Annotated in this window: 16 protein-coding genes and 1 pseudogene; 10 read left to right on the forward strand and 7 right to left on the reverse strand. The window is 71.9% G+C overall.

Annotated elements, in window-relative coordinates; genetic code table 11:
• The first annotated feature begins 311 nt into the window (after nucleotides 1–311).
• From EDC02_RS23595 to EDC02_RS23625, 7 genes are all read left to right on the forward strand, one after another.
• Nucleotides 312–599: a hypothetical protein gene (locus EDC02_RS23595; protein WP_233606437.1), complete on the forward strand. Its 288-nt coding sequence runs from the start codon at nucleotides 312–314 to the stop codon at nucleotides 597–599.
• Nucleotides 600–614: 15 nt separating this feature from the next.
• A complete protein-coding gene (locus EDC02_RS23600) occupies nucleotides 615–977 on the forward strand; it encodes a hypothetical protein (RefSeq protein ID WP_123603834.1) in 363 nt (120 codons plus the stop codon).
• A 64-nt stretch (nucleotides 978–1,041) separates the two neighbouring features.
• Nucleotides 1,042–4,632 carry an ATP-binding protein gene (locus tag EDC02_RS23605; RefSeq protein ID WP_123603835.1) on the forward strand — a complete coding sequence of 1,197 codons (3,591 nt, stop codon included), beginning with the start codon at nucleotides 1,042–1,044 and terminating at the stop codon, nucleotides 4,630–4,632.
• Between the two features lies 1 nt (nucleotide 4,633).
• Nucleotides 4,634–6,550, forward strand: a complete 1,917-nt coding sequence (locus EDC02_RS23610; RefSeq protein ID WP_123603836.1) for an MFS transporter — start codon at nucleotides 4,634–4,636, stop codon at nucleotides 6,548–6,550.
• A 6-nt stretch (nucleotides 6,551–6,556) separates the two neighbouring features.
• On the forward strand, nucleotides 6,557–7,105 hold the full coding sequence (locus EDC02_RS23615; protein WP_123603837.1) for a hypothetical protein: 549 nt from the start codon (nucleotides 6,557–6,559) through the stop codon (nucleotides 7,103–7,105).
• Nucleotides 7,102–8,229: a M23 family metallopeptidase gene (locus EDC02_RS23620; RefSeq protein ID WP_233606252.1), complete on the forward strand. Its 1,128-nt coding sequence runs from the start codon at nucleotides 7,102–7,104 to the stop codon at nucleotides 8,227–8,229. The genes EDC02_RS23615 and EDC02_RS23620 overlap by 4 nt, the downstream gene beginning before the upstream one ends.
• Before the next feature lie 34 nt (nucleotides 8,230–8,263).
• A complete protein-coding gene (locus tag EDC02_RS23625) occupies nucleotides 8,264–8,851 on the forward strand; it encodes a hypothetical protein (protein ID WP_123605090.1) in 588 nt (195 codons plus the stop codon).
• A gap of 40 nt (nucleotides 8,852–8,891) precedes the next feature.
• Here the strand turns inward: EDC02_RS23625 and EDC02_RS23630 are convergent, their stop codons facing one another.
• Nucleotides 8,892–9,440, reverse strand: a complete 549-nt coding sequence (locus EDC02_RS23630; RefSeq protein ID WP_123603838.1) for a hypothetical protein — start codon at nucleotides 9,438–9,440, stop codon at nucleotides 8,892–8,894.
• 214 nt (nucleotides 9,441–9,654) lie between these two features.
• Between EDC02_RS23630 and EDC02_RS23635 the strand changes: the two genes are divergently transcribed.
• Both EDC02_RS23635 and EDC02_RS23640 read left to right on the forward strand, forming a co-directional pair.
• Complete coding sequence (locus EDC02_RS23635) at nucleotides 9,655–12,387, forward strand: FtsK/SpoIIIE domain-containing protein (protein ID WP_148083577.1); 2,733 nt, start codon at nucleotides 9,655–9,657, stop codon at nucleotides 12,385–12,387.
• Nucleotides 12,384–13,076, forward strand: a complete 693-nt coding sequence (locus tag EDC02_RS23640) for a hypothetical protein (RefSeq protein WP_123603840.1) — start codon at nucleotides 12,384–12,386, stop codon at nucleotides 13,074–13,076. The genes EDC02_RS23635 and EDC02_RS23640 overlap by 4 nt, the downstream gene beginning before the upstream one ends.
• Before the next feature lie 45 nt (nucleotides 13,077–13,121).
• On the opposite strand, the gene folE is transcribed toward EDC02_RS23640, so the two are convergent.
• The 4 genes from folE to EDC02_RS42425 form a co-directional block, all read right to left on the reverse strand.
• On the reverse strand, nucleotides 13,122–13,748 hold the full coding sequence (gene folE / locus EDC02_RS23645; protein WP_370461557.1) for a GTP cyclohydrolase I FolE: 627 nt from the start codon (nucleotides 13,746–13,748) through the stop codon (nucleotides 13,122–13,124).
• A gap of 53 nt (nucleotides 13,749–13,801) precedes the next feature.
• Nucleotides 13,802–15,817: an ATP-dependent zinc metalloprotease FtsH gene (ftsH, locus tag EDC02_RS23650; protein WP_123603842.1), complete on the reverse strand. Its 2,016-nt coding sequence runs from the start codon at nucleotides 15,815–15,817 to the stop codon at nucleotides 13,802–13,804.
• Nucleotides 15,818–16,091: 274 nt separating this feature from the next.
• Nucleotides 16,092–16,667 carry a hypoxanthine phosphoribosyltransferase gene (gene hpt / locus EDC02_RS23655; RefSeq protein WP_123603843.1) on the reverse strand — a complete coding sequence of 192 codons (576 nt, stop codon included), beginning with the start codon at nucleotides 16,665–16,667 and terminating at the stop codon, nucleotides 16,092–16,094.
• Between the two features lie 93 nt (nucleotides 16,668–16,760).
• Complete coding sequence (locus EDC02_RS42425; protein ID WP_255500530.1) at nucleotides 16,761–16,889, reverse strand: hypothetical protein; 129 nt, start codon at nucleotides 16,887–16,889, stop codon at nucleotides 16,761–16,763.
• A 198-nt stretch (nucleotides 16,890–17,087) separates the two neighbouring features.
• Between EDC02_RS42425 and EDC02_RS23660 the strand changes: the two genes are divergently transcribed.
• On the forward strand, nucleotides 17,088–18,050 hold the full coding sequence (locus EDC02_RS23660; protein WP_123603844.1) for a GlxA family transcriptional regulator: 963 nt from the start codon (nucleotides 17,088–17,090) through the stop codon (nucleotides 18,048–18,050).
• Between the two features lie 78 nt (nucleotides 18,051–18,128).
• On the opposite strand, the pseudogene tilS reads toward EDC02_RS23660, so the two are convergent.
• Together tilS and EDC02_RS23670 are read right to left on the reverse strand one after the other, a co-directional pair.
• Nucleotides 18,129–19,121 (reverse strand): annotated as a pseudogene (gene tilS, locus EDC02_RS23665) (tRNA lysidine(34) synthetase TilS); the annotation flags it as partial.
• A gap of 7 nt (nucleotides 19,122–19,128) precedes the next feature.
• Nucleotides 19,129–20,202, reverse strand: coding sequence for a zinc-dependent metalloprotease (locus EDC02_RS23670; RefSeq protein WP_123603845.1), 1,074 nt, complete (start codon nucleotides 20,200–20,202; stop codon nucleotides 19,129–19,131).
• Between the last annotated feature and the right edge of the window lie 4 nt (nucleotides 20,203–20,206).

Consider the following 20,206-nt stretch of genomic DNA (forward strand, 5'->3'; position numbering starts at 1 on the left):
CGAACCAGACAACGGCGGCACGGCGGCGCTGTCGGTCGAGTTGCACGCAGCTTGTACCAGACAGGGGTGGCCCGTACGCTTTGCAGTTGCTGGTGGTCAGCGAGGGCAACGCCGAGGAGAAGGGCTGAAGTTGGACAAAAAGCCCACAAATCATCACCGTACGCGGTGATCGCCGGACGCAGGGTCGAAACTCGCGGCACGACCCGACACGTCCGTGAGGCTGGACAACTGCAGTGCCCCGGCTTCGCCGGCCGCACACCGGGGAGGTTCCCATGATCGAAACAACGCTCGTCGACACGGTCAACGCCGCCATGGCATCCGTGGTCGACACGCTTCCGTTGCTGGCCGCGCCGGCCGGTGAGCCGGACCCGGCGCCGACCGGCTTCAACACCGAGGGCGTTGTCTCCTTCCTCGCCAGCAAGGTCGCGCCGATCCTGCTGGCCGTGCTGGGCGTGATCTTCATCGGCCGGGCCAGCAAGGGCGAGATCTCCAAGGTCCTGACCAGCTCCGCGATCGCGATCGTGGGTCTGGCGTTCATCGCCGGAGCGGCGACGCTCTTCTTCGTCGGCGACTACCTCATCAACCTGATGTTCGAATAGAGCGCGGGGCACAGGATGCGGCTGCGTACCGACGACGACATCTACCGCGCCCGGCTGGTCTACCTCGGCCCGCCCGGCTACACGTTGCCGATCCACCTGCCGTACGCCCAGTACGGGGTTTTCATCCTCCTCGTACCGCTCTACATGTTCATCCACTGGGCGTTCACCTTCACCGTGGAGCTCTTCCCCGCCTGGGAGATCGCGCTGGCGATCGTCACCACCTCCTTCATCTTCCGGTACGTCGACCCGGATCGGCCCGCCCGGATGGTGGTCCGGACCGCCCTCACCGACTGGCGCCGCACCAGGGAACCCGCCACCGAACAGCGAGACCCGCGACTGATCGCCAGCCACATCCGGATTCGGGAGGAGTTGGCATGACCCGCACCGACCACCGAACCGCAGCCGCTGTCCACCCGGCCGGCCGGCGGCGCGAGGCGATGGCATGAGTCGATCATTTCCGCCGGGCTCCTCCCACCCGGCCGGTCAGCCGGCCGGCACCAGCGGTAACGGTAAGCAACCAGCCGACTACGACACCTCCGAGCTGGACGAGTCGACCGACACCGAACTGGTCACCAGCCCCAGCCACGGCGCGGTCGCCTACTTCCAGGCACCTGCGGCGTCCCGCGGCAGCCGGTCGACGCGAACCCCGCCGCCGGCACCACCAGTACCCACCCCCAGAGCCGGCATGAGCGACAACACCGACATCGACTCGCCCTTCCTGGACCTTTTCCCGGGTGCCGGCCCGGCCGGTGGCCACCAGCCGGGCCGCACGCCACGCACGGCGATCCGGCGCTCGGCTCAACACGACGCGATCGCACCACCGACGCGGCACGAGGCCATCGAACCACCCACCCGGCACGACGCGATCGCACCGCCGACCCAGCAGACCGCTATCGGACCGCCCAACCGCCACGGCCCGCAGGGGACCCCAGGCGACGCGTCAGCCCGGGACACCCCGCCCGCCGGGCCGATCGGCTCGGCGCTGTCCGGTCCCCCTGCCCCGCCGCCCGACCCGCCGGTCCAGCACCGGGCTGCCACGCCTACCCCGCGTACCGCCGCCGACCCGGCCCCGACAGCCGAACCGGTCGCACCGCGCGACGGCCAGCCGGTCACCTCGGCGTCCACAGCCCCGCCGGCACCGGTCCTGCCGCCACCGCCCGCCGCCACCCGCCGGCCCGGTCCGACCGCGCAACACGTTCGGGGCCGGCCCGACCCAGCACACCCCGCCGAGGCAGCGCAGCAAGATGGCGCACCAGCGCAGCGCCGGCCATCGGCGACGCCGCACCACACCGCACCCCAGCAGCAGTCCGCACCCGCACCCCAGCAGCGCGCCGCACCCGCACCGGTGCACCGGCCGCCGCCGGCCGAGGCACCGGTCAGCGACAAGGGCAAGGGCAAGCGTGCCCGTCGGCGGGCCGCCGAAGCCGACCGGCCGGACAAGCTGATCAAGCCGGTGCCGATCCGCCCCCCGAAGGTCAAGTTCACCGACCGGGACCCGGCCGCCGAGCTCGCCATCACCGAGATCGCCGGCCATCTCACCTTCACCCCGAACACCGTCACCGCCTGGTACTGGCTGCCCGAGGTCCGCTGGGCGTTCCGGCCCGACGCCGAGCGGGAGGTGCTGCTGTCGGCCATCTCCGAGCAGTACGCCGGCCTGGCCGGATTCCGGCTGCACCTGCGCCGCACCACCCGGCCGTTCCCGGCCGACGAGTGGGCCCGCACCATCGACTCGCTGACCAGCAACCCGCTGCCCAACGTCGCCGACGCGGTCTCCTGGTCCGACCACCTGGTCGCCGCCCAACGGCACCTGATGGCGGTCAACCACGCCGAAGGACAGACCTACCTGGGCATCACCTTCGCCCGCCGGTCGCTCGGCGACTCACTGTCTGAACGGGTGCTGCGGCTGTTCGGCCGCGGCGTCGCCGAGAGCGAACGCCGTCGGCTCGGCCGAATGGTCGAGCAGTTCGACGAGGTGCTGGGTGCCTTCGGCATGCGGGGTCGACGGGTCACCGCCGGCGAACTCGAATGGCTGCTCTACCGGTCGGTCGCGCTCTGCATGAACCCGCCGACCATGCTCTCGCCGGTGCGCGACGGCAACTGGGACCGCGGCGACCTGCTCGCCCTCACCGAGCAGGTCGAGCGCTACCGGACCCCGTACGGCTCGACGCTCAAGCTGGTCAACCGGATGACCGGCGAGGAGCGGCACGTCGCGGTGCTGGCGGTCGGCCGGATGGAGCCGTTGGAGATCCCGGAACGCCACGAGCCGTGGATGCACTTCCACGAACGGCTGCCGTGGCCGATGGAGATCTCCTCCCGGATCGATCTGCTCGGGCCGGCCGACTCGTTCCGTAACCTGGAGCACCGGCTCCGGATGATCCGCTCCCAGCAACTGGACTACGCCGAGCACGGCATCGACGCCCCGCCGGAGCTGGAGCGGCTCGCCAAGCGGGCCCTGCACATCGGTGACGAGATGACCACCGGTCTGCCGGTCGAGTCGGCCCGCGCGCACGGCTGGCACCGGGTCGCCGTCGGCGGCCGGACCCGCGAAGAGTGTCTGGAACGGGCCCGCCGGCTGATCCAGCTCTACTCCCGGGAGATGCGGATCTCGCTGCAGCATCCGAAGAACCAGGACTGGCTGGCCCGGGAGTTCATCCCCGGTGAGCCGGTGGCGAACACCGGATACATCCGGCGGATGCCGGTCAACCTGCTGGCCGCCGCGCTGCCGCAGGCCGCGTCGACGGTCGGCGACCGGCGCGGCGACCTGATCGGGCGGACCGCCGGCACCTGCCGCCGTCCGGTCTTCCTGGACCTGCACTTCCCGATGGAGGTCCGGGAACGCTCCGGGCTCGCCGTCTTCGTCGCCGAGCCGGGCGGCGGCAAGTCGACCCTGCTCGGCGCCCTCGGCTACCTGGCCGCCCGACGCGGCGTGCAGGTCACCCTGCTCGACCCGTCCGGCCCGCTGGCCCGGCTCTGCGCCATGCCGGAGCTACGGCCGTACTCACGGGTGCTCAACCTGACCGGTTCCGAGCAGGGCACCCTGGCGCCGTACTCGCTCATCCCGACGCCGGTCCGCGGCGAGTTCGCCGCCGGGGCCGCCGGCGACCGCGAGTACGAGATCTCCGTGTCGAACGCGCGAGCCGAACGCCGGATGCTGGTCCAGGACATCTGCATGATGCTGGTGCCGCCGCAGGTGGCCCGGGAGTCGTCGACGGCCACCCTGCTGCGGCACGCGGTCCGCCAGGTGCCCGCCGAGGAGACCTCCACCCTGGACGACGTGGTCGCCTGCCTCAACGGGCTCGACGACGACGGCCGTGAGCTGGCCAACCTGCTGCTGGACACCGCCGAGATGCCGCTGGCCCTGCTTTTCTTCGGCTCACCGGAGCCGGGCCTGCTCGGTGCCGACGCCGCGCTGACCGTGATCACCATGGCCGGCCTGCGGCTACCCGACCTGAAGATCGAACGCGAGTACTGGTCGGCCGAGGAGGCGTTGGCGCTGCCGATGCTGCACACCGCCCACCGGTTGGCGGTACGCCGCTGCTACGGCGGCTCGATGGGGTCGCGCAAACTCGTCGGCCTCGACGAGGCGCACTTCATGGAGGGCTGGCGCTCCGGCCGGTCCTTCCTGGTCCGGCTGGCCCGCGACTCCCGCAAGTGGAACCTCGCCGCGCTGGTCTCGTCGCAGAATCCACGGGACATCCTCGGGCTGGACGTGCAGAACCTGGTCTCCACCGTCTTCGTCGGCCGGATCGCCGAGGACGAGGAGATCGCCGCCGAAGCACTGCGGCTGCTGCGCGTCCCGGTCGACGACGGTTACGAGGCGACCCTCGCCTCGTTGTCCAGCGTAGACAGCTCTTCGGCGAGCCGGCTGGGCTTCCGGGAGTTCATCATGCGCGACGTGGACGGTCGGGTGCAGAAGGTCCGGGTGGACGTCTCGTACGTGGACGGACTGCTCGACCATCTGGACACCACACCCGGTACGCCGCAGGCGGCACCCGCCGGTCTGCCGACCGCGCTCAGTGACCTGGAGGTGTGACGTGGCGAGGACCGCGACCCGGTGCACCGCGCTCCTGCTCGCCGTCCTGACAGCCGCCGTGGCGAGCATCTCCTGGCCGGTACTCGGCGCGGCCGCTCCGGCCCAGGCCGCCCCGGTCGCGCCGGTTGCCCTGCCCGCCCAGGCACCGGCCGACCTGTGTCCGGTCGAGGCCTGGCAGGCCGACTTCCGGGCCTGTCTGGACCGACTGCAGGACGTCAGCTCGGCCCGCGCGCAGTGCCTCGACCCGCCGGCACCGAGCGCCCCCGACTCCGGCTTCGGCGGTTGGTTCGCCACCCAGCCGGAGACCTCCGAGGGTGCCATCGGCCACTACACCAACTACGGGTACGCCGGCTACCGGTTCCCGACGTACGACCTCAACGGTGGGTGCGCCTCCTCGGTGGTGAACGCCGACGTCGGCGTGTTCAACGGGGTCGCCAACCTGGAGATGATGGTCGCCACCGCGATCGTCGGCGCGTCCAACGCGATCCGGGAACGGGCCTGGGACCCGGGGACCATGTACGCCTGGGCCGACCCGCTGGTGGCGCAGGCGACCACCGCGATCTACGACGAGGTCTTCACCGTCTTCGGGCTGATCACCCTCTGCGTGGTCGGCCTCTACCTGATCTGGCGGTCACGTCAGTCGGACATGAGCAACATGATCACGACGGCCGGCTGGGCAGTCCTGATCATGGTGGTGGTGACCGCGATCGCCGCTTGGCCGGTCCGCTCGGCGAACCTGGCGGACGAGGCGCTGACCAGCACGTTGGGCGTGGTCCACGAGGCCGTCGGCCCGCGTGCCGTCGAGGTGACACCGGAGGAGTGCCCGTACCCCGACCCGCAACAGTGTGAGGATCTGCGTCCACCGGCCGTCCGGGCCAGCGACACGACCACGTCGTCGATGCTCTACCGGAACTGGCTGCGCGGCGTGCTCGGCTCGGCGGACAGCGACACCGCCAAGAAGTACGGCCCGGTGCTCTACGACGCCCAGGCGTTCACCTGGTCGGAGATCGAGGAGATCCGGGCCGATCCGGCGCTGCGGGAACCGATCATCGAGGCCAAGAACCAGCAGTGGATGAAGGTCGCCGAGCAGATCCGCACCGAGGATCCGGAGGCGTACGAGCATCTGCAGGGCATCCGGGAGATGGACCGGGTCGGCACCGGACTGATCGCGATCTTCGCGGCGGCCATGTTCGCCATGTTCGACCTCGCCGCGTCGCTGCTCGTCCTGCTCGGATTCCTGCTGTTCCGCTGGGCGGTCGTCGCCGCGCCGATCCTCGGGACCATCGGTTTGCTCCGGCCGGCCGGCGCGGGCATGCGTCGACTCGGCAACGCGGTCGTCGCCGCCGTCTTCAACATCGCGATCTTCGGCACCGGGGCGGCCGTCTACCTGTTCGCCGTCGACCTGATCATGAGCACGCCCACCCTGCCGGGCTGGCTGCAGGTGGTACTGATCTGGCTCTGCGGCATGGTCGGCTGGCTGCTGCTGCGTCCGTACCGACGGATCACCGATCTGGGCGGCCGGGACGGTGGCGGCAGTTCGTGGCACCTGCGGTACTTCCGGGAAACCCGGGAGACCCGCGAGCCCGAACAGGTCGTGATCAAGTCCAGGGACGGACGGGACCAGACCGTCGTCAAGCAGACCGTGGTGCGGCCGGAGGCCCGGTTGGAGGATCCCAGCAGCGACAAACCCACCGGCGGTGCCGGACCGGCCAGGGAACGACCGGACAGCCGGGAGGACGGCTCCGAGTCCACCGCCCAGCCCGGGTCGGCCCGACCACCGGGTCGCCCCCGTCGCGCGTCGACGTGGACCGCGCCCGACGTCCCGGCCGAAGAGCATCAGTACGCCGTCTACCGGCCCGACAGCAGCCGCAAACCCGACGAGGCGCCGAAGCCGCGCATCCGTACCGAAGCTCGGTGACCCGGAATGCGTACCGTCATCGCCTTTCTGACCCGGTTCCTCTTCCGGTCCCGGGTCGGGCTGGCGGTCGTGCTGCTCGTCGTCGTGGTCAGCGTGGTCGGCGTCGGTCAGGTCGTCGGCCGCGATGACGGGACCAACGGGCCACTGCTCGGTGCACCCGGACCACAACCGGCGTTGACCATCGACCCGACCGCCGGTGACGACGGAATCCGGTCGGTGGCACCCGCCCCTGACCCGGTGACCAGCCCCGGTGCCGCAGATCCGCCGACGGTCGCCGTCGCGTTCGCGACCGCCTGGCTCGACCGTGGCCTCGACGCCGAGCAGTGGCACGCCGGACTGCGTCCGTACGCCACCGAGGAACTGGCCGAGAAGCTGGTCGGCGTCGATCCGGTGGCGGTGCCGGCCGAGCGGCTGACCGGTGAACCGGCGGTCATCCCGTACGCGACGAATCTGGTCGAGGTGGTGATCGAGGTGGATTCCGGTACGTTGCGGCTACGGTTGACCGGCCCCGACGGACAGTGGCTGGTCGACGGCATCGACTGGGTGCGGGCATGAGCGACAGCCCCGGCATGCGGACCCGCGCCGCCCGGCACGTCGCCCTGACCGTGGCGCTGACCGCGACGCTGGTGCTGCTCTGCTGCACCGGCGGGATCGGTGCGGTGCTGTTCAGCGACGACGAGCCGGACTCGGCGCTGTTCGCCGCCTTCGGCTGTGGCCAGGACGGCCCGGTCGACCCCGACGAGGCGCCCCGGGTCGGGCCGTACGGGCCGGACCAGGTCGCCAACGCGGCGGTGATCATCAACGTCGGTGCGGAGTTGTCGGTGTCACCGCGCGGCTGGGTGGTCGCGGTGGCCACCGCCATGCAGGAGTCGGCACTGCGGAACCTGGGACACCTCGGCGACCGCAACGACCACGACTCGGTCGGACTGTTCCAGCAGCGTCCCAGCCAGGGCTGGGGCACCCCGGAACAGCTGCAGGATCCGGCGTACTCCTCGCAGAAGTTCTACCAGAAGCTGCTCACCATCGACGGTTGGGAGACGATGGCGCTGACCGACGCCGCGCAGCGGGTGCAGGTCAGCGCCTTCCCGGACGCGTACGCCAAGCACGAACCGCTGGCGACCCGGATCGTCAACATCCTCACCGGCGGCGCGGCCCGCGCGGTCGCCGGCCCGGACGGGCTGCTGCGCTGTGCCGCCGACGGCGAGGTCGCCGCCTCGGGTTGGACCCGGCCGGTTCCGGGCAACGTCGGGTCCGGCTTCCGGACCAACTCCCGGCCCGGGCACAACGGCGTGGACATCGCCCAGCCGAAGGGCACCCTGATCCGGGCCGCCTCGGCCGGCCGCGTCATCGTCTCCCGGTGCGACCCGGACCAGTACGGCCGCCTCGACTGCGACGTGGACGGCTCCCCCAGCAAAGGTGGCTGCGGCTGGTTCGTCGACATCCTGCACGCCGACCAGGTGATCACGAGATACTGTCACATGGTGAAGCGGCCGGAAGTCGGCGAAGGTGACCTGGTCGACGCCGGACAGGTGATCGGCGAGGTCGGCTCCAGCGGCAACTCGTCCGGCCCGCACCTGCACTACGAGATCCACCTCAACGGAGACCGCAGCAGCCGCGGAGCCGTCGACCCGGTGCCGTTCATGCGGGAGCGGGGCGCGCCGCTCGGCGAGAGTGGCTGACCGACCGGAGGAAGCTGCGTTGACCCGGGACCCGATGCCGGACCCGTTCGCGGACCAGCCGGACTGGGCGCCTCGACCGCCGCGACCGACTGCGCTGGTGCCGGCCGCCGTCGCAGCCACGTTACGCGGCCGGCGGGTCTGGGTCGGCCTGCCGGGCACCGGATGGCGCGGCGACCTGCGCGGCGACGAAAAGGTCGTCCAGCGCAGCCGCACCTACGTGCCGGTGCTGCCGGAACAGGAGTGGTACCGGGCCGAATCGGAGGGGGTGGAGGTGTTCGCCCCCCTGATACCGGCCGACCGGGTCTGGGTCGAGCAGCCGGACGACACCCTGACCGGCCCGGAGCGGGGCGACGTGCTGTCCCGGCTCGTGTCGCTGGATGCCCCGGCACCCCGTTTTCCGGTGCCGGTGGTCGACGCGGGGCCGCTGGTCGGCCGACGGCTGGTGCACATGGACGACGGTCAGGAGCGCCGCGACCTGCGCGCGGTGACCGAGTTGCACTCCGGCGCCGATGGGGACATCTGTGTCCGGGCGGCCACCGAGCTGGCCTGGTACCGGTGGGTGTGGACGGGTCAGCCGCCGGAGACGATCGAACTGCCGGTCCATCTGGTCTGGGTGGAGTGACGTCGGCAGCCTTGCCGGCGAGCCCGAGGCGGTCGAGCGCTCAGCTCGTCTGTTCGGCCCCGCACACCCGCCAACCACCCTGGTCGACCACGCGGAACCGCCAGTCGGCAGTTGTGGCGAACATCCGGCCGTTGAGCGTGGCCGTCTGTCGTACGGTCGCCGACACCACCGCCGAGCTCTCCGACTCGGACACCAGCGCGACCGACTGGACCCGCACGATGACCGCGCTGCCTCGTTCCTCGCTGGCACCGATCTGCTCCCGCAGCCGTTGGACGGCCGACAGATCCGGGTCGGCGCAGGTGAAACCGTCGGCCTGGAGGTCGTCGCGGGCCGACAGGTAGGCCACGAGGTAGCCACGGACCGCCGATTCGGGGGTGCCCCGGTCGGGGGTGGTGACGCTCGTGTAGAAGACGAACGCGACACCGACGCCACCGAGGCAGAGCAGCGCGGTGATCCCGGCGGCCAGCACCAGCGCCAGGCGTAGCCGGCGGCCGGGTGGCACCACGGGCGGCGCTCCGACGCCGGGAGCGGTCCGCTGCCGGGGCACCCGTCCGCGGCGTACGGGTGCCGCCGGCCGGGTCTGCTCCACCCTTCGACAGTATCCGTCGCGAACGTGAGACTGAATAGCCGGTTCGAGTCCTCATTGGTCGCATATCCGGCGAAGCACCCTGACGAGTACTGATCAGGCGGGAAACGTCGGTCACCCCGCATCCGGTTGCGGACCGGCTGGGATACCGTCTCAGGTCTGAACTCAACCGGCGCCCGCGAACGGGCTGCCGTACAGCGGTAGGCAGGTGGTCGACATGGGCAGGGACCTGGGCCGCGCCGCCGCGTTGCACCGCTCGGCGGCAGCCGTCGTCGCCGCGTTGAACCAGGTGGACGCGGCCAGTGTCGGCCGTCCCACCGGCTCCGATCAGCACGAGGTCGCCGAGCAGCTCCGCAGCCTCGCGGCGCGGCTGGCCCCCGGCTGGTGGGGCGCCCCGCTCGACGCCCAGACCCCGGCGATGCCGATGGGCGGTCTCGACCACGTCGGTTACCTGCGAATCGGCATCGCCCAGCCACTGGACGACGCCCGGTTCCCGGTGGTCGTCCCGTTCCTCGGCAGCGGGCATCTGACGCTCGACGGCGACGTACGCGACCGACGGGTCGCCGGGCTGCTGCGCGCGGTGCTGCTCCGCCTGCTGGCCGCCGTACCGCCGCAACGGCTGTCGGTGCGTACGGTGGACGGCGTCGGTACCGCGGGCGAGGACGTACTTGGCCCGTTCCGGCCGTTGATCGCGGCCGGCGTACTGCGTCCGGCCGCCACCGACGTCACCGGGTTGCGGGCCGCCCTGGCCGAAGCGGAGCAGTGGATCCGGCCGGCCCGACCGGCGGTCGCCCGACACCACCGGCAGGGGCGGTTCATGCTGCTGATGATCGCGTCGCTGCCCGAACTCACCGATGGTGCCGTGCTCGACCGGATCGCCCGGCTTGCCCAGGTGGGCCCCGAGCACGGCCTGCATCTGGCCGTCGCCGGCTGGCCACCGCCTCCGCTGGACACCGAACAGGCCCGGGCCGACCTGCCGCGTAGCACCATGGTGCGGCTACGGAATCCGTACGTCCTGGTCGGCGACCCGCCCGGAGACACCTTCCGCGACCTGCCGGCCGGAGCGGGTGGTGACCACCGCAGCGGTCTCGACGCGCCGGTGTACCTGGACCGGCAACCGCCCCAGCAACTGATCGACCAGGTCTGCGCGGAACTCGTCACCCGGGCCGAGGCCGGTTCCCGTCCGCCGCTGACCGACCTACTGCCCGATCCGGCGGACGGTACGGTCACCGAAGCCGCCGCCGGTGGGCTGGTGGCCGCCGCAGGGTTCGACGGGCACCGTCCGGTCCTGCTCCGGTTCAACGACATCACCCCGCACTGGTTGGTGGCCGGGCAGGCCGGTGCCGAGGTGGACCAGTTCCTCACCACGATCCTGTACGGGCTGGCGGTTCGGCACGATCCCGCCGAGGTGACCGTACATCTGGTTGATCTGTCGCCCGGCGAGTCGTTCACCAGCGTGCTGCCCGGCGTCACCGACCCGTCCGGGCTGCCGCACATCGCGTCGGCCGGGGTGGACGCCGACCCGGAGTACGGGCTGTCGGTGCTGCGCCAACTGGCGGCGGAGGTCGACCGGCGCGCCTTCCTGGCCACCCGCAACGGGACGACCCGGTTCACCGAGCTCGCCGCCACCACGGGCACCACCCGCGTTCTCTGCGTGGTCAAGGATCCGGCCCCGATGCTGGACCGGACCGGACCGGTCGCCGACGAGTCGCTCGACCTGCTCGAACGGATCGCCAGGGGCGGGCGCGGCAGCGGAGTCCACCTGCTGATCGCCGACTCCGGGACCGGCCCAGCTCCCGGGTCGGAGCAGAGCATCGGACCCGACGAGTCTGACGGGTCGGGCGGCTGGGTGGGCTCGGGCGGCTGGGCCGGCCCCGATCCGGCCGACGGCGGCTGGTGGCGGCGGGAGTCGCTGCTGAGCCAGTTCCCGGTCCGGGTGGTGCTGGCCGGCGGTGACTGGCTCCTGGAGCCGAACAACGACGCCGCGGTCGGGCTGCCGGCGGGTCGGGCGGTGGTGAACACCGCAGGTGGGCTGGGCGGCCCGCGTGGGGCGACCCGTGGCCACGAACGTACCGTCGACTTCCCGGACCCGTACACCGACCGGCCGGGGTTGGCCGGGCTCCGCCGCCAGCTGTGGTCCCGCCGCGCGGCTGACGCCCGGCCGCCGCAGGTCTTCGCCGGCTACCGCCAGCCGGAGCTCGAATCTGACGAGACATACCAGCGGGTGCTGGCCGACCCGCCGGACACCCCGGCCGGGCTCTTCGGCCGGGCCGTCGAGCTGCCGGGGCGGACAGCGGAGTTCCGGTTCGAACGCGCACCAGGTCGCCACCTCGCCATCTTCGGTTCCCGGGAGAGCACGGCGGATCTGCTGACCACGGTGGTACGCAGCGTCGCGGCGCACCACCGGCCCGGCAGCGCCCGCATCCTGTTGCTGTCGATGGGCGAGCACGACCGCCGGCAGTTGGCCGGGCTCGCCCGAGCGGTTGACGGCCGTCAGCCGACCGAGGTCGTGGATCTGGAGGTACTTCGGACGCTGGGCGACGCGGCCGGCCCCGCGTACCTGGTCATCGCCACGGCCGACGTTCTCGAACTCGGCGGGCCGGCCGCCGCCCGCCTGCGCAACCTGTTGGATTCCGGGCCGGCCCGCGGCATCCATCTGCTCTCCGGCTGGGAGCAGCCGGAGCCGTTCCTGGCATTCCTCGGTCCCAGTCCGGACCTGATCGCCGGGATCGTCCTGCTCGACCGGCCGGTGACCGACCAGGCCGAGCCGGTCGAATCGGCTGGGTCGGCTGGACCGGCGAGGCCAGCTGGGCTTGCCGGCCGGCTGCCGGCCTGGCGTCCCCGCCCGCAGCGTGGTCTGTTGTACGACGCGCAGACCGACCGGCGCACCGTCTTCGTACCGTTCCAACCGGCCGGGTCCGGGACCGACACCGGGGAGGGCGCGGCGTGACCGGGAACGGTGCCGCAGGCGAGTGGGCGGAGTACGTGGCGGCCGCCCGGCGGCTGGCCCGGCTGCGCCACGGCCAGGCGCGGCCGACGGACGATCCAGCCGGCGACCGACGCTCGGCGGACCTGACGGTGCTGCGCGACCGGCTCGCTGCCCAGCGGCGTCAACTGGTCGCGCTCGGCGTACCGCCGGAGGTGCTCGATCCGGCGCCGCCGGAGGTAGCAGCGGTCCACGCTGCGGTCGGTGCCTCGGCCGGGGCTTCGGTCGGTGCCGCAATCGGGATGTCCGCGTCCCGGACAGCCGGCTCGCCGGCCCGGCAGGCGGCGATCACGCGGGCCCATGCGCAGATCGACGCCGTCAACGGCGACCTGGCCGTCGCAGCGGGTCCGTCCGGCGGTCCCCCGCCGTGGCTGCGCAACCTGCTGGTGTACGGGCCGTTCGCGGTGATCGTACTGATGATCCAGTTGGCCATGTTCGTGGTCGCCGGAGACCGGGCACCGCTGGGCTACGCGCTCGGTTGCGGGCTGGTCCTGCCGCTGGTCGCGTTCGGCCTTGGTTGGTTGGCGGTCGGCTTCGTGTTCGCCGGGCCGGGCCAGCGGCCGGACCGCACGCCGTTGGTGGGGGCGCTGGTCTGCGCGGTCCCGCTGGTGCTGGCGTTGGTGCTGGCGGCGCTGATCTCCCTGCTCGGGTGAACCGGGCAGCCGGCGTCAGCTGTGCGTGCACCGGAGCAGCCGGCGTCAGCTGTGGATGATCAGGCTCATCGCTTCGGCGCGGGACTTGGCGTCGCGTTGGAACACGCCGCGGACGGCCGAGGTGATGGTGCGGGCACCGGCCTTCTGGATGCCGCGCATCGCCATGCACATGTGTTCGCACTCCAGCACGGTCACCACACCACGCGGCTCCAGCCGACTCATCAGCATGTCGGCGATCTGCGTGGTGAGCCGCTCCTGCACCTGTAGCCGCCGGGCGTAGACCTCGACCAGGCGGGCCAGCTTCGACAGACCGGTGATCCGCCCGGTCGCGCCGGGAATGTACCCGATGTGCGCCACGCCCCGGAACGGCAGCATGTGGTGTTCGCAAAGCGACATCACCTCGATGTCGCGGACCAGCACCAGCTCGTCGTGGTCAGCCTCGAAAGTGGTGGTGAGCACCTGCGCCGCGTCGGCCCGCAGACCCGCGAGCAGCTCGGCGTACGCCCGGGCGACCCGGGCCGGCGTCTGGCGCAGCCCGTCACGGTCCGGGTCCTCGCCGACGGCGATGAGGATCTCCCGTACGGCCTGCTCGATCCGGGTCAGGTCGACGGAGCGTTCGACCGGCGTGCCGTTGAGTTTTCCGTTGATCAGCCGGGCGGCGAGATAGTCCAGCGCGTCGTCGTCCGGTTCGGTCGACGACGCGCTGGACGATAGGTTCGGGCTGCTCAGGAGGTGCCGTCCGAGTTCGCGGACATGCCGCCGCCGAAGACGGCCTGTGCCCCGTCGGCGACCGCCTGCCGGCCGAGGTTCTCCTTCTCGGCCGGGGTCAGCACCGGCGGCTCGGTGGACGGCTGCCGCTTGCCGAAGCCGTTGAACGGTGCCATCGGTGGCCGCTTGACCACCCGCTCGCAGATCCGGGCCATGTCGGACTGGGAGATGGTTTCCTTCTCCATCAGCTCAAGCACCATGGTGTCGAGCACATCGCGGTACTCGACCAGGATCTCCCAGGCCTCGTCGTGAGCCAGCTCGATGAGGGCGCGGACCTCGCTGTCGATCTCGGCGGCGATCGAGTCCGAGTAGTCCCGCTCGTGACCCATGGTCCGGCCGAGGAACGGCTCGTCGCCGTTGGTGCCGTACTTGACGGCGCCGAGCTTGGCGCTCATGCCGTACTGGGTGACCATGGCCCGGGCCAACGCGCTGGCCTTCTCGATGTCGTTGCCGGCGCCGGTGGTGGGCTCGTGGAAGACCAGTTCCTCGGCGGCCCGGCCACCGAGGGCGTACGCCAGGGTGTCGATCATCTCGGCGCGGGTCTGGGTGTACTTGTCCTCGGTGGGCAGCACCAGGGTGTGGCCCAGCGACCGACCCCGGGACAGGATGGTCACCTTGTGCACCGGGGCGGCGTGCGGCAGAGCCCAGGCCACCAGGGCGTGACCGCCCTCGTGGTAGGCGGTGATCTTCTTTTCCTTGTCGCCCATCACCCGGGTCCGCCGCTGCGGGCCGGCGACCACCCGGTCGATCGACTCCTCCAGGGCTTCGTTGGTGATCGCCCGGGCGTCCTGCCGGGCGGTGAGCAGCGCCGCCTCGTTGATCACGTTGGCCAGGTCTGCGCCGCTGAATCCGGGGGTACGCCGGGCCACCGCGTCCAGGTCGACGTCCGGGGCGAACGGCTTGCCGCGGGCGTGCACCCGCAGGATCGCCTTGCGGCCCTCCATGTCCGGGGCGTCGACCGGGATCTGCCGGTCGAACCGGCCGGGGCGCAGCAACGCCGGGTCGAGGATGTCGGGCCGGTTGGTGGCGGCGATCAGGATCACGCCGCCCTTGGTGTCGAAGCCGTCCATCTCGACCAGCAACTGGTTGAGGGTCTGCTCCCGCTCGTCGTGGCCGCCGCCCATGCCGGCGCCACGGTGCCGGCCGACCGCGTCGATCTCGTCGACGAAGACGATCGCCGGGGCGTTCGCCTTGGCCTGTTCGAACAGGTCACGGACCCGGCTGGCGCCAACGCCGACGAACATCTCGACGAAGTCGGACCCGGAGATCGAGTAGAACGGCACACCGGCCTCGCCGGCCACCGCCCGGGCGAGCAGGGTCTTACCGGTGCCGGGTGGGCCGAACAGCAGCACGCCCTTGGGGATCTTGGCACCGAGGGCCTGGTACTTCGCCGGGTTCTGCAGGAAGTCCTTGATCTCCTGCAGCTCCTCGACGGCCTCCTCGGAGCCGGCCACGTCGGCGAAGGTGGTCTTCGGGGTGTCCTTGGTGATCACCTTCGCCTTGGACTTGCCGAAGTTGAGCACCCGGGACCCGCCGCCCTGCATCTGCGACATGAACAGCAGCAGCAGGATCACCAGGATGGCGATCGGCAGCAGGTTGACCAGCAGGGTGATGAAGATGCTGTCCGACGAGACCTCGGCCTCGGCCGGGCCGGTGACCCGGCCGGCCTCCTTGGCGGCCAGCACGTCGGTCCAGATCTCGTCGCCGACCTCGTACGGGAACTGGGCCTCGATCCGGTCGGTCTCGGTGTCGCCGAACTCTTCCGGCTCTGCGAGGTCGAGCCGGAGCGTCTGCTCCCGGTCCTGGAATATCGCCTTGTCGATGCCGCCCTGCTCCAGCCGCTCCAGCGCCACCGAGGTATCCACCTTGTGGTAGCTGGGGCCGTTGGTGAAGAACGAGCTGAGCGCTATCGCACCGATGATCACCAGGATGATCCAGACCACCGGCCGGCGGAAGAAACGCGTACGTTCCATACGTATGTCGAGCGCCGCAGCGCCCGGACCCTCCTGATCGACGTTCTGACCGTCTGGTTAGCCACTCCGGGGCGCCAACCGAGCGCCACGGTCATTCGAAGGTACACCGTGGTGACGAGGTACGCGTCCGCGAGCCCGGTCGACCCGCGCTCCGTCCGCTGGTCCCACGTCGGCGCGTTCAGCTGACCCGCACCACCGCATACCGTAGCGCTGTTTCCTGGGAGTGGCCTGGACGTCCCGGGGAGTTTCCCGACGGCTGACACACCAGCGGCGGTCAGCCGCGGGCGTACACCTCGGGCTTGAGCACCCCGACGTAGGGCAGCTCGCGGTACCGCTCGGCGAAGTCCAGGCCGTAGCCGACCACGAATTCGGTGGGGATGTCGAAGCCGACGTACCGCACCGGGACCTGCACCTTGATCGCCTCGGGCTTGCGGAACAGCGCGACCACCTCCACGCTCGCCGCCGACCTGGACGCCAGGTACTTCAGCAGCCAGGACAGGGTCAGCCCGGAGTCGATGATGTCCTCGACCACCACCACGTGCCGACCGGCGATGTCCCGCTCCAGGTCCTTGAGGATGCGGACCACGCCGGAGGAGGTGGTGCCCTGCCCGTAGGAGGAGACGGCCATGAACTCCAACTCGACGGGAGGGCCCTGCCGGCCGAGCTCACGGGCGAAGTCGGCCATGAACATGACCGCCCCCTTGAGCACGCAGACCAGCAGCAGCCCGCCCGTCACGTCGGCGTAGTCGGTGGCGATCTGCTTGGCGAGTTCCGCGGTCTTGTCGCGGATCTGTTCCTCGGAAATGATCACGTGGTCGATGTCGGCGTCGTACCAGGAGCCGTCAGCCATGCGCTAAGCCTGCCCCATCCGGCCGGCCGACCGACACCGGGGCCGGCGGATGACCACGTGGCGCCGGTGGGTGACGGTGGGTCCAGCCGACGGTCACCGGGGCCGGCGGTCACCGTCCCGACTCGGCCGCCAGTCGGCCGAGTCACGGCTGTCCTGGGTGAGGCCGGCCGCCGAGGCGGCGGCGAGCAGCAGGATGATCGATACGACGATGAGAAGTTCCATGGCGGCAGCCACCTTCACGCTGGTCCTGACAGGGGTTCACCCTGGTCCTGACGGGTGTGTTCACCCTGGTCCTGATGGGTGTGCCGCCGGTGCGCACCGGACGTCGACACCAAGTCTGCGCGCCGGCCTACCGAGCGAACAGTGGCAGAGATGCCACTGTTCATCGAAATCCTGCCACCAGTGGGCTAGACTCGTCGCATGCTCCGTACCGTCGCGGTGATCGCGCTCGACGGCGTCGCCCCGTTCGAGCTCGGGGTGGTCTGCGAGGTCTTCGGGCTGGACCGCACCGCGGACGGCTTCCCCGGATACCGCTTCGACGTCTGCACCGTCGATGGCGGCCCGGTCCGCACCAGCTCCGGCTTCTCCCTGCTACCCACCGCCGACCTGCGTCCGGTCGCCGACGCCGACCTGGTCGTCGTGCCGGCGGCCAGCTTCCACGACGCCGTCGCCGCACCGGTGCTCGACGCGTTGCGCGCCGCCGACCGCCGCGGCGCCACCCTGCTCAGCGTCTGCTCCGGCGCATTCGTGCTCGGCGCCGCCGGCCTGCTCGACGGCCGGGAATGCACCACCCACTGGCGGTACGCCGACGAGCTGGCCCGCCGCCACCCGACCGCCCGGGTCCGGTGCAACTCGCTGTACGTGGCCGACGGCAACGTGCTGACCAGCGCCGGCACCGCCGCCGGGATCGACGCCTGCCTGCACCTGGTCCGCCAGGAGCACGGCTCCGCCCTGGCGACCAGACTGGCCCGCCGGATGGTGGTGCCACCGCACCGCGACGGCGGGCAGGCCCAGTTCATCGAGACGCCGATCGCGGACAGCCCGACAGCGGCCACGCTGGAGTCGGTACTGGTCTGGATGCAGCAGCACCTGGACACCACGATCAGCGTGGAGGAACTGGCTGCCCGGGCACACATGGCGCCGCGTACCTTCGCCCGCCGCTTTCGGGCCGAGACCGGCACCACCCCGCACGACTGGCTCACCGGCCAGCGGGTGCTGCTGGCCCGCCAGCTACTGGAGGAGACCAGCCTGGGGGTGGAGACGGTGGCCCGGCGGTGCGGCTTCGGTGACGCCGCCACCCTGCGGCATCACTTCAGCCGGCGGGTCGGTGCCACGCCCCAGGCGTACCGTGGCACGTTCCGCGACCGGACCGCCGTCGGCTGAGCCGCTCGCACCGCCGTCGGCTGAGCCGCTCGCACCGCCGTCGGCTGAGCCGCTCGCACCGGCATCGGCTGGCCCGGTCGCACCGGCGGCCGGCCGGTCAGCCGACAGTTCACCGCTGGCCCGGCGCACCTCGATGCCGCCCGGTAGGTGCACCGCCCGCTGCCCACGCCACCGGGTGACCAGCGCGTCGAGAGCGGTGACATGCCGGTACGCCAGTGCCCCGGCCGGCGCGCCGAGCCGCAGCGCCCAGCGGTGCAGTACCCGGGTCCGCACCGCGTCCGGCAGCTCGGCCAGGACCGGGACCGCCAGCCCGCCGCCGGGTGTGGCGGCTTGGGCCGACGCGGCGTCGGCCAGCCCGTCCAACGCCGTGTTGTCGGCGGCGACCAGCGTGGCGGTGCGCGCCAGGTTCGCCACCACCGCGGCGCCGAGCGCGTCGACCAGGGCCGGCAGCGCGTCGGCCCGGACCCGGGCCCGGGCGTACGCCGGGTCGGTGTTGTGCGGGTCGGTCCACGGGGCGAGGCCGAGCGCCGCGCATGCCGCCCGGGTCTGCTCCCGCCCCACGTCCAGCAGCGGACGCAGCACCGTGACGCCGTCCAGCTGACGGGCCGGCGGCATCCCGGACAGGCCGGCCGGACCGGCCCCCCGGGCCAGCGCCAGCAGCACCGTCTCGGCCTGGTCGTCACGGGTGTGGCCGAGCAGCACGGCGGCCGCCCGGTGCCGGCCGGCCGCCTGGGTCAGCGCGGCGTAGCGGGCGGTCCGCGCCGCCGCCTCCGGGCCACCTTCGGCACCGACCTCGACGGCGACGGTCTCGACCGGGTCGAAGCCGGCACCGGCCGCCCAGCCGGCCACGTCCCGGGCCCGCTCGGCGGACCCCGCCTGCAATCCGTGGTCGACGGTCACCAGCCCGGCGGAGACCCCGCAGCGGGGGGCGACGAACGCGACCGTGGCCGCCAGGGCCAACGAGTCCGGGCCGCCGGAGCAGGCCACCAGCACCAGCCGGCCGGCGTGGTCGCACAGCATCCGCCGGACCGCGACACGCAGCTCGGCGACGGCCGGAGCGAGCCTGGGCACCGGCGGCTCAGGCGACGGTCGGCGGTGAACCGGAGACCGGGCCGTGCACCCGGGCCACCCAGGCGTCCGGGTCGCCCAGCTCCTCCAGCCGGGGCAGCGTCAACGGGGAGTCGAAGACCTTGTTGAAGCCGGCCATGCCGACCCGGTCCACCACACCGTGCACGAACTTGCGGCCCTCGGCGTACTGGCGCATCTTGACGTCCACGCCGAGCAGCCGGCGGATCGCCTTCTCCAGCGGGTTACCGGCCTCGCGGCGGCGGTTGAAGCCGGCCCGGATCTGCTCCACGGTCGGGATGACCTCCGGCCCGACCCCGTCCATGACGAACTCGGCATGCCCTTCCAGCAGGGTCATCAGCGCGGTCAGCCGGTCGAGTACGGCGCGCTGCGCCGGGGTCTGCACGATGTCCAGCACGCTGGCCCGACTCTGCGGGTCGCGGATCGACTCGGCGAGGGTGCCGACCCCACGCCGGACCCGGTCGACGAAGTTGTCGCCCCCGGCCTGCGAGGCGTCGACGAACGCCTGTACCTGGCCCAGGAAATGACCGCGCATCCACGGCACGGCGGTGAACTGGGTGCGGTGGGTGACCTCGTGCAGGCAGACCCAGAGTCGGAAGTCGCGCGGATCGGCGTGCAGCTTCCGCTCCACCTCGACGATGTTCGGGGCGACCAGCAGCAACTGGCCGGGGTCGCCGGAGAACACCTCGTACTGGCCGAGCACCCGACCGGAGAGGTAGCCGAGCACCGTGCCGGCCTGCACCCCGGTGACCCGGGAACCGATCGCGTCGGTGAGCGCACCCGGCTGGCGGTCCCCGGCAGCCCGGGAGACCAGCGGGGTGATCACGTCACGCAGCCCGGCGATGTTGGCCACGGCCCAGTCCCGCCGGTCGACCACCCGCACCGGCGGGTGCGCGACCTGGGCCTGCAGACCGGTGTACGCCACGACGTGTCCGGCCGCTTCGTCGGTCAGCCGGCGAAGGTCGTTGACCACCTCGGTCGCTTCGTCGAGCGAAGCCTTCGGCCCCGACTTGCTCAGCGCGCCGGCGGTTGCGGCGGCCAGATCCCAGTCCACGAACTGCGCCATGCAC

The organism is Micromonospora sp. Llam0 (assembly GCF_003751085.1).
Taxonomy (GTDB): Bacteria; Actinomycetota; Actinomycetes; order Mycobacteriales; family Micromonosporaceae; genus Micromonospora_E.

What these genes read in the sequence shown, in the direction of transcription:
- EDC02_RS23595 (WP_233606437.1), top strand. Translation starts at nt 312, where the DNA reads ATGGCATCCGTGGTCGACACGCTTCCGTTGCTGGCCGCGCCGGCCGGT.
- EDC02_RS23600 (WP_123603834.1), top strand. Translation starts at nt 615, where the DNA reads ATGCGGCTGCGTACCGACGACGACATCTACCGCGCCCGGCTGGTCTAC.
- EDC02_RS23605 (WP_123603835.1), top strand. Translation starts at nt 1,042, where the DNA reads ATGAGTCGATCATTTCCGCCGGGCTCCTCCCACCCGGCCGGTCAGCCG.
- EDC02_RS23615 (WP_123603837.1), top strand. Translation starts at nt 6,557, where the DNA reads ATGCGTACCGTCATCGCCTTTCTGACCCGGTTCCTCTTCCGGTCCCGG.
- EDC02_RS23620 (WP_233606252.1), top strand. Translation starts at nt 7,102, where the DNA reads ATGAGCGACAGCCCCGGCATGCGGACCCGCGCCGCCCGGCACGTCGCC.
- EDC02_RS23625 (WP_123605090.1), top strand. Translation starts at nt 8,264, where the DNA reads ATGCCGGACCCGTTCGCGGACCAGCCGGACTGGGCGCCTCGACCGCCG.
- EDC02_RS23635 (WP_148083577.1), top strand. Translation starts at nt 9,655, where the DNA reads ATGGGCAGGGACCTGGGCCGCGCCGCCGCGTTGCACCGCTCGGCGGCA.
- ftsH (WP_123603842.1), bottom strand. Translation starts at nt 15,817, where the DNA reads ATGGAACGTACGCGTTTCTTCCGCCGGCCGGTGGTCTGGATCATCCTG.
- hpt (WP_123603843.1), bottom strand. Translation starts at nt 16,667, where the DNA reads ATGGCTGACGGCTCCTGGTACGACGCCGACATCGACCACGTGATCATT.
- EDC02_RS42425 (WP_255500530.1), bottom strand. Translation starts at nt 16,889, where the DNA reads ATGGAACTTCTCATCGTCGTATCGATCATCCTGCTGCTCGCCGCCGCC.
- EDC02_RS23660 (WP_123603844.1), top strand. Translation starts at nt 17,088, where the DNA reads ATGCTCCGTACCGTCGCGGTGATCGCGCTCGACGGCGTCGCCCCGTTC.
- EDC02_RS23670 (WP_123603845.1), bottom strand. Translation starts at nt 20,202, where the DNA reads ATGGCGCAGTTCGTGGACTGGGATCTGGCCGCCGCAACCGCCGGCGCG.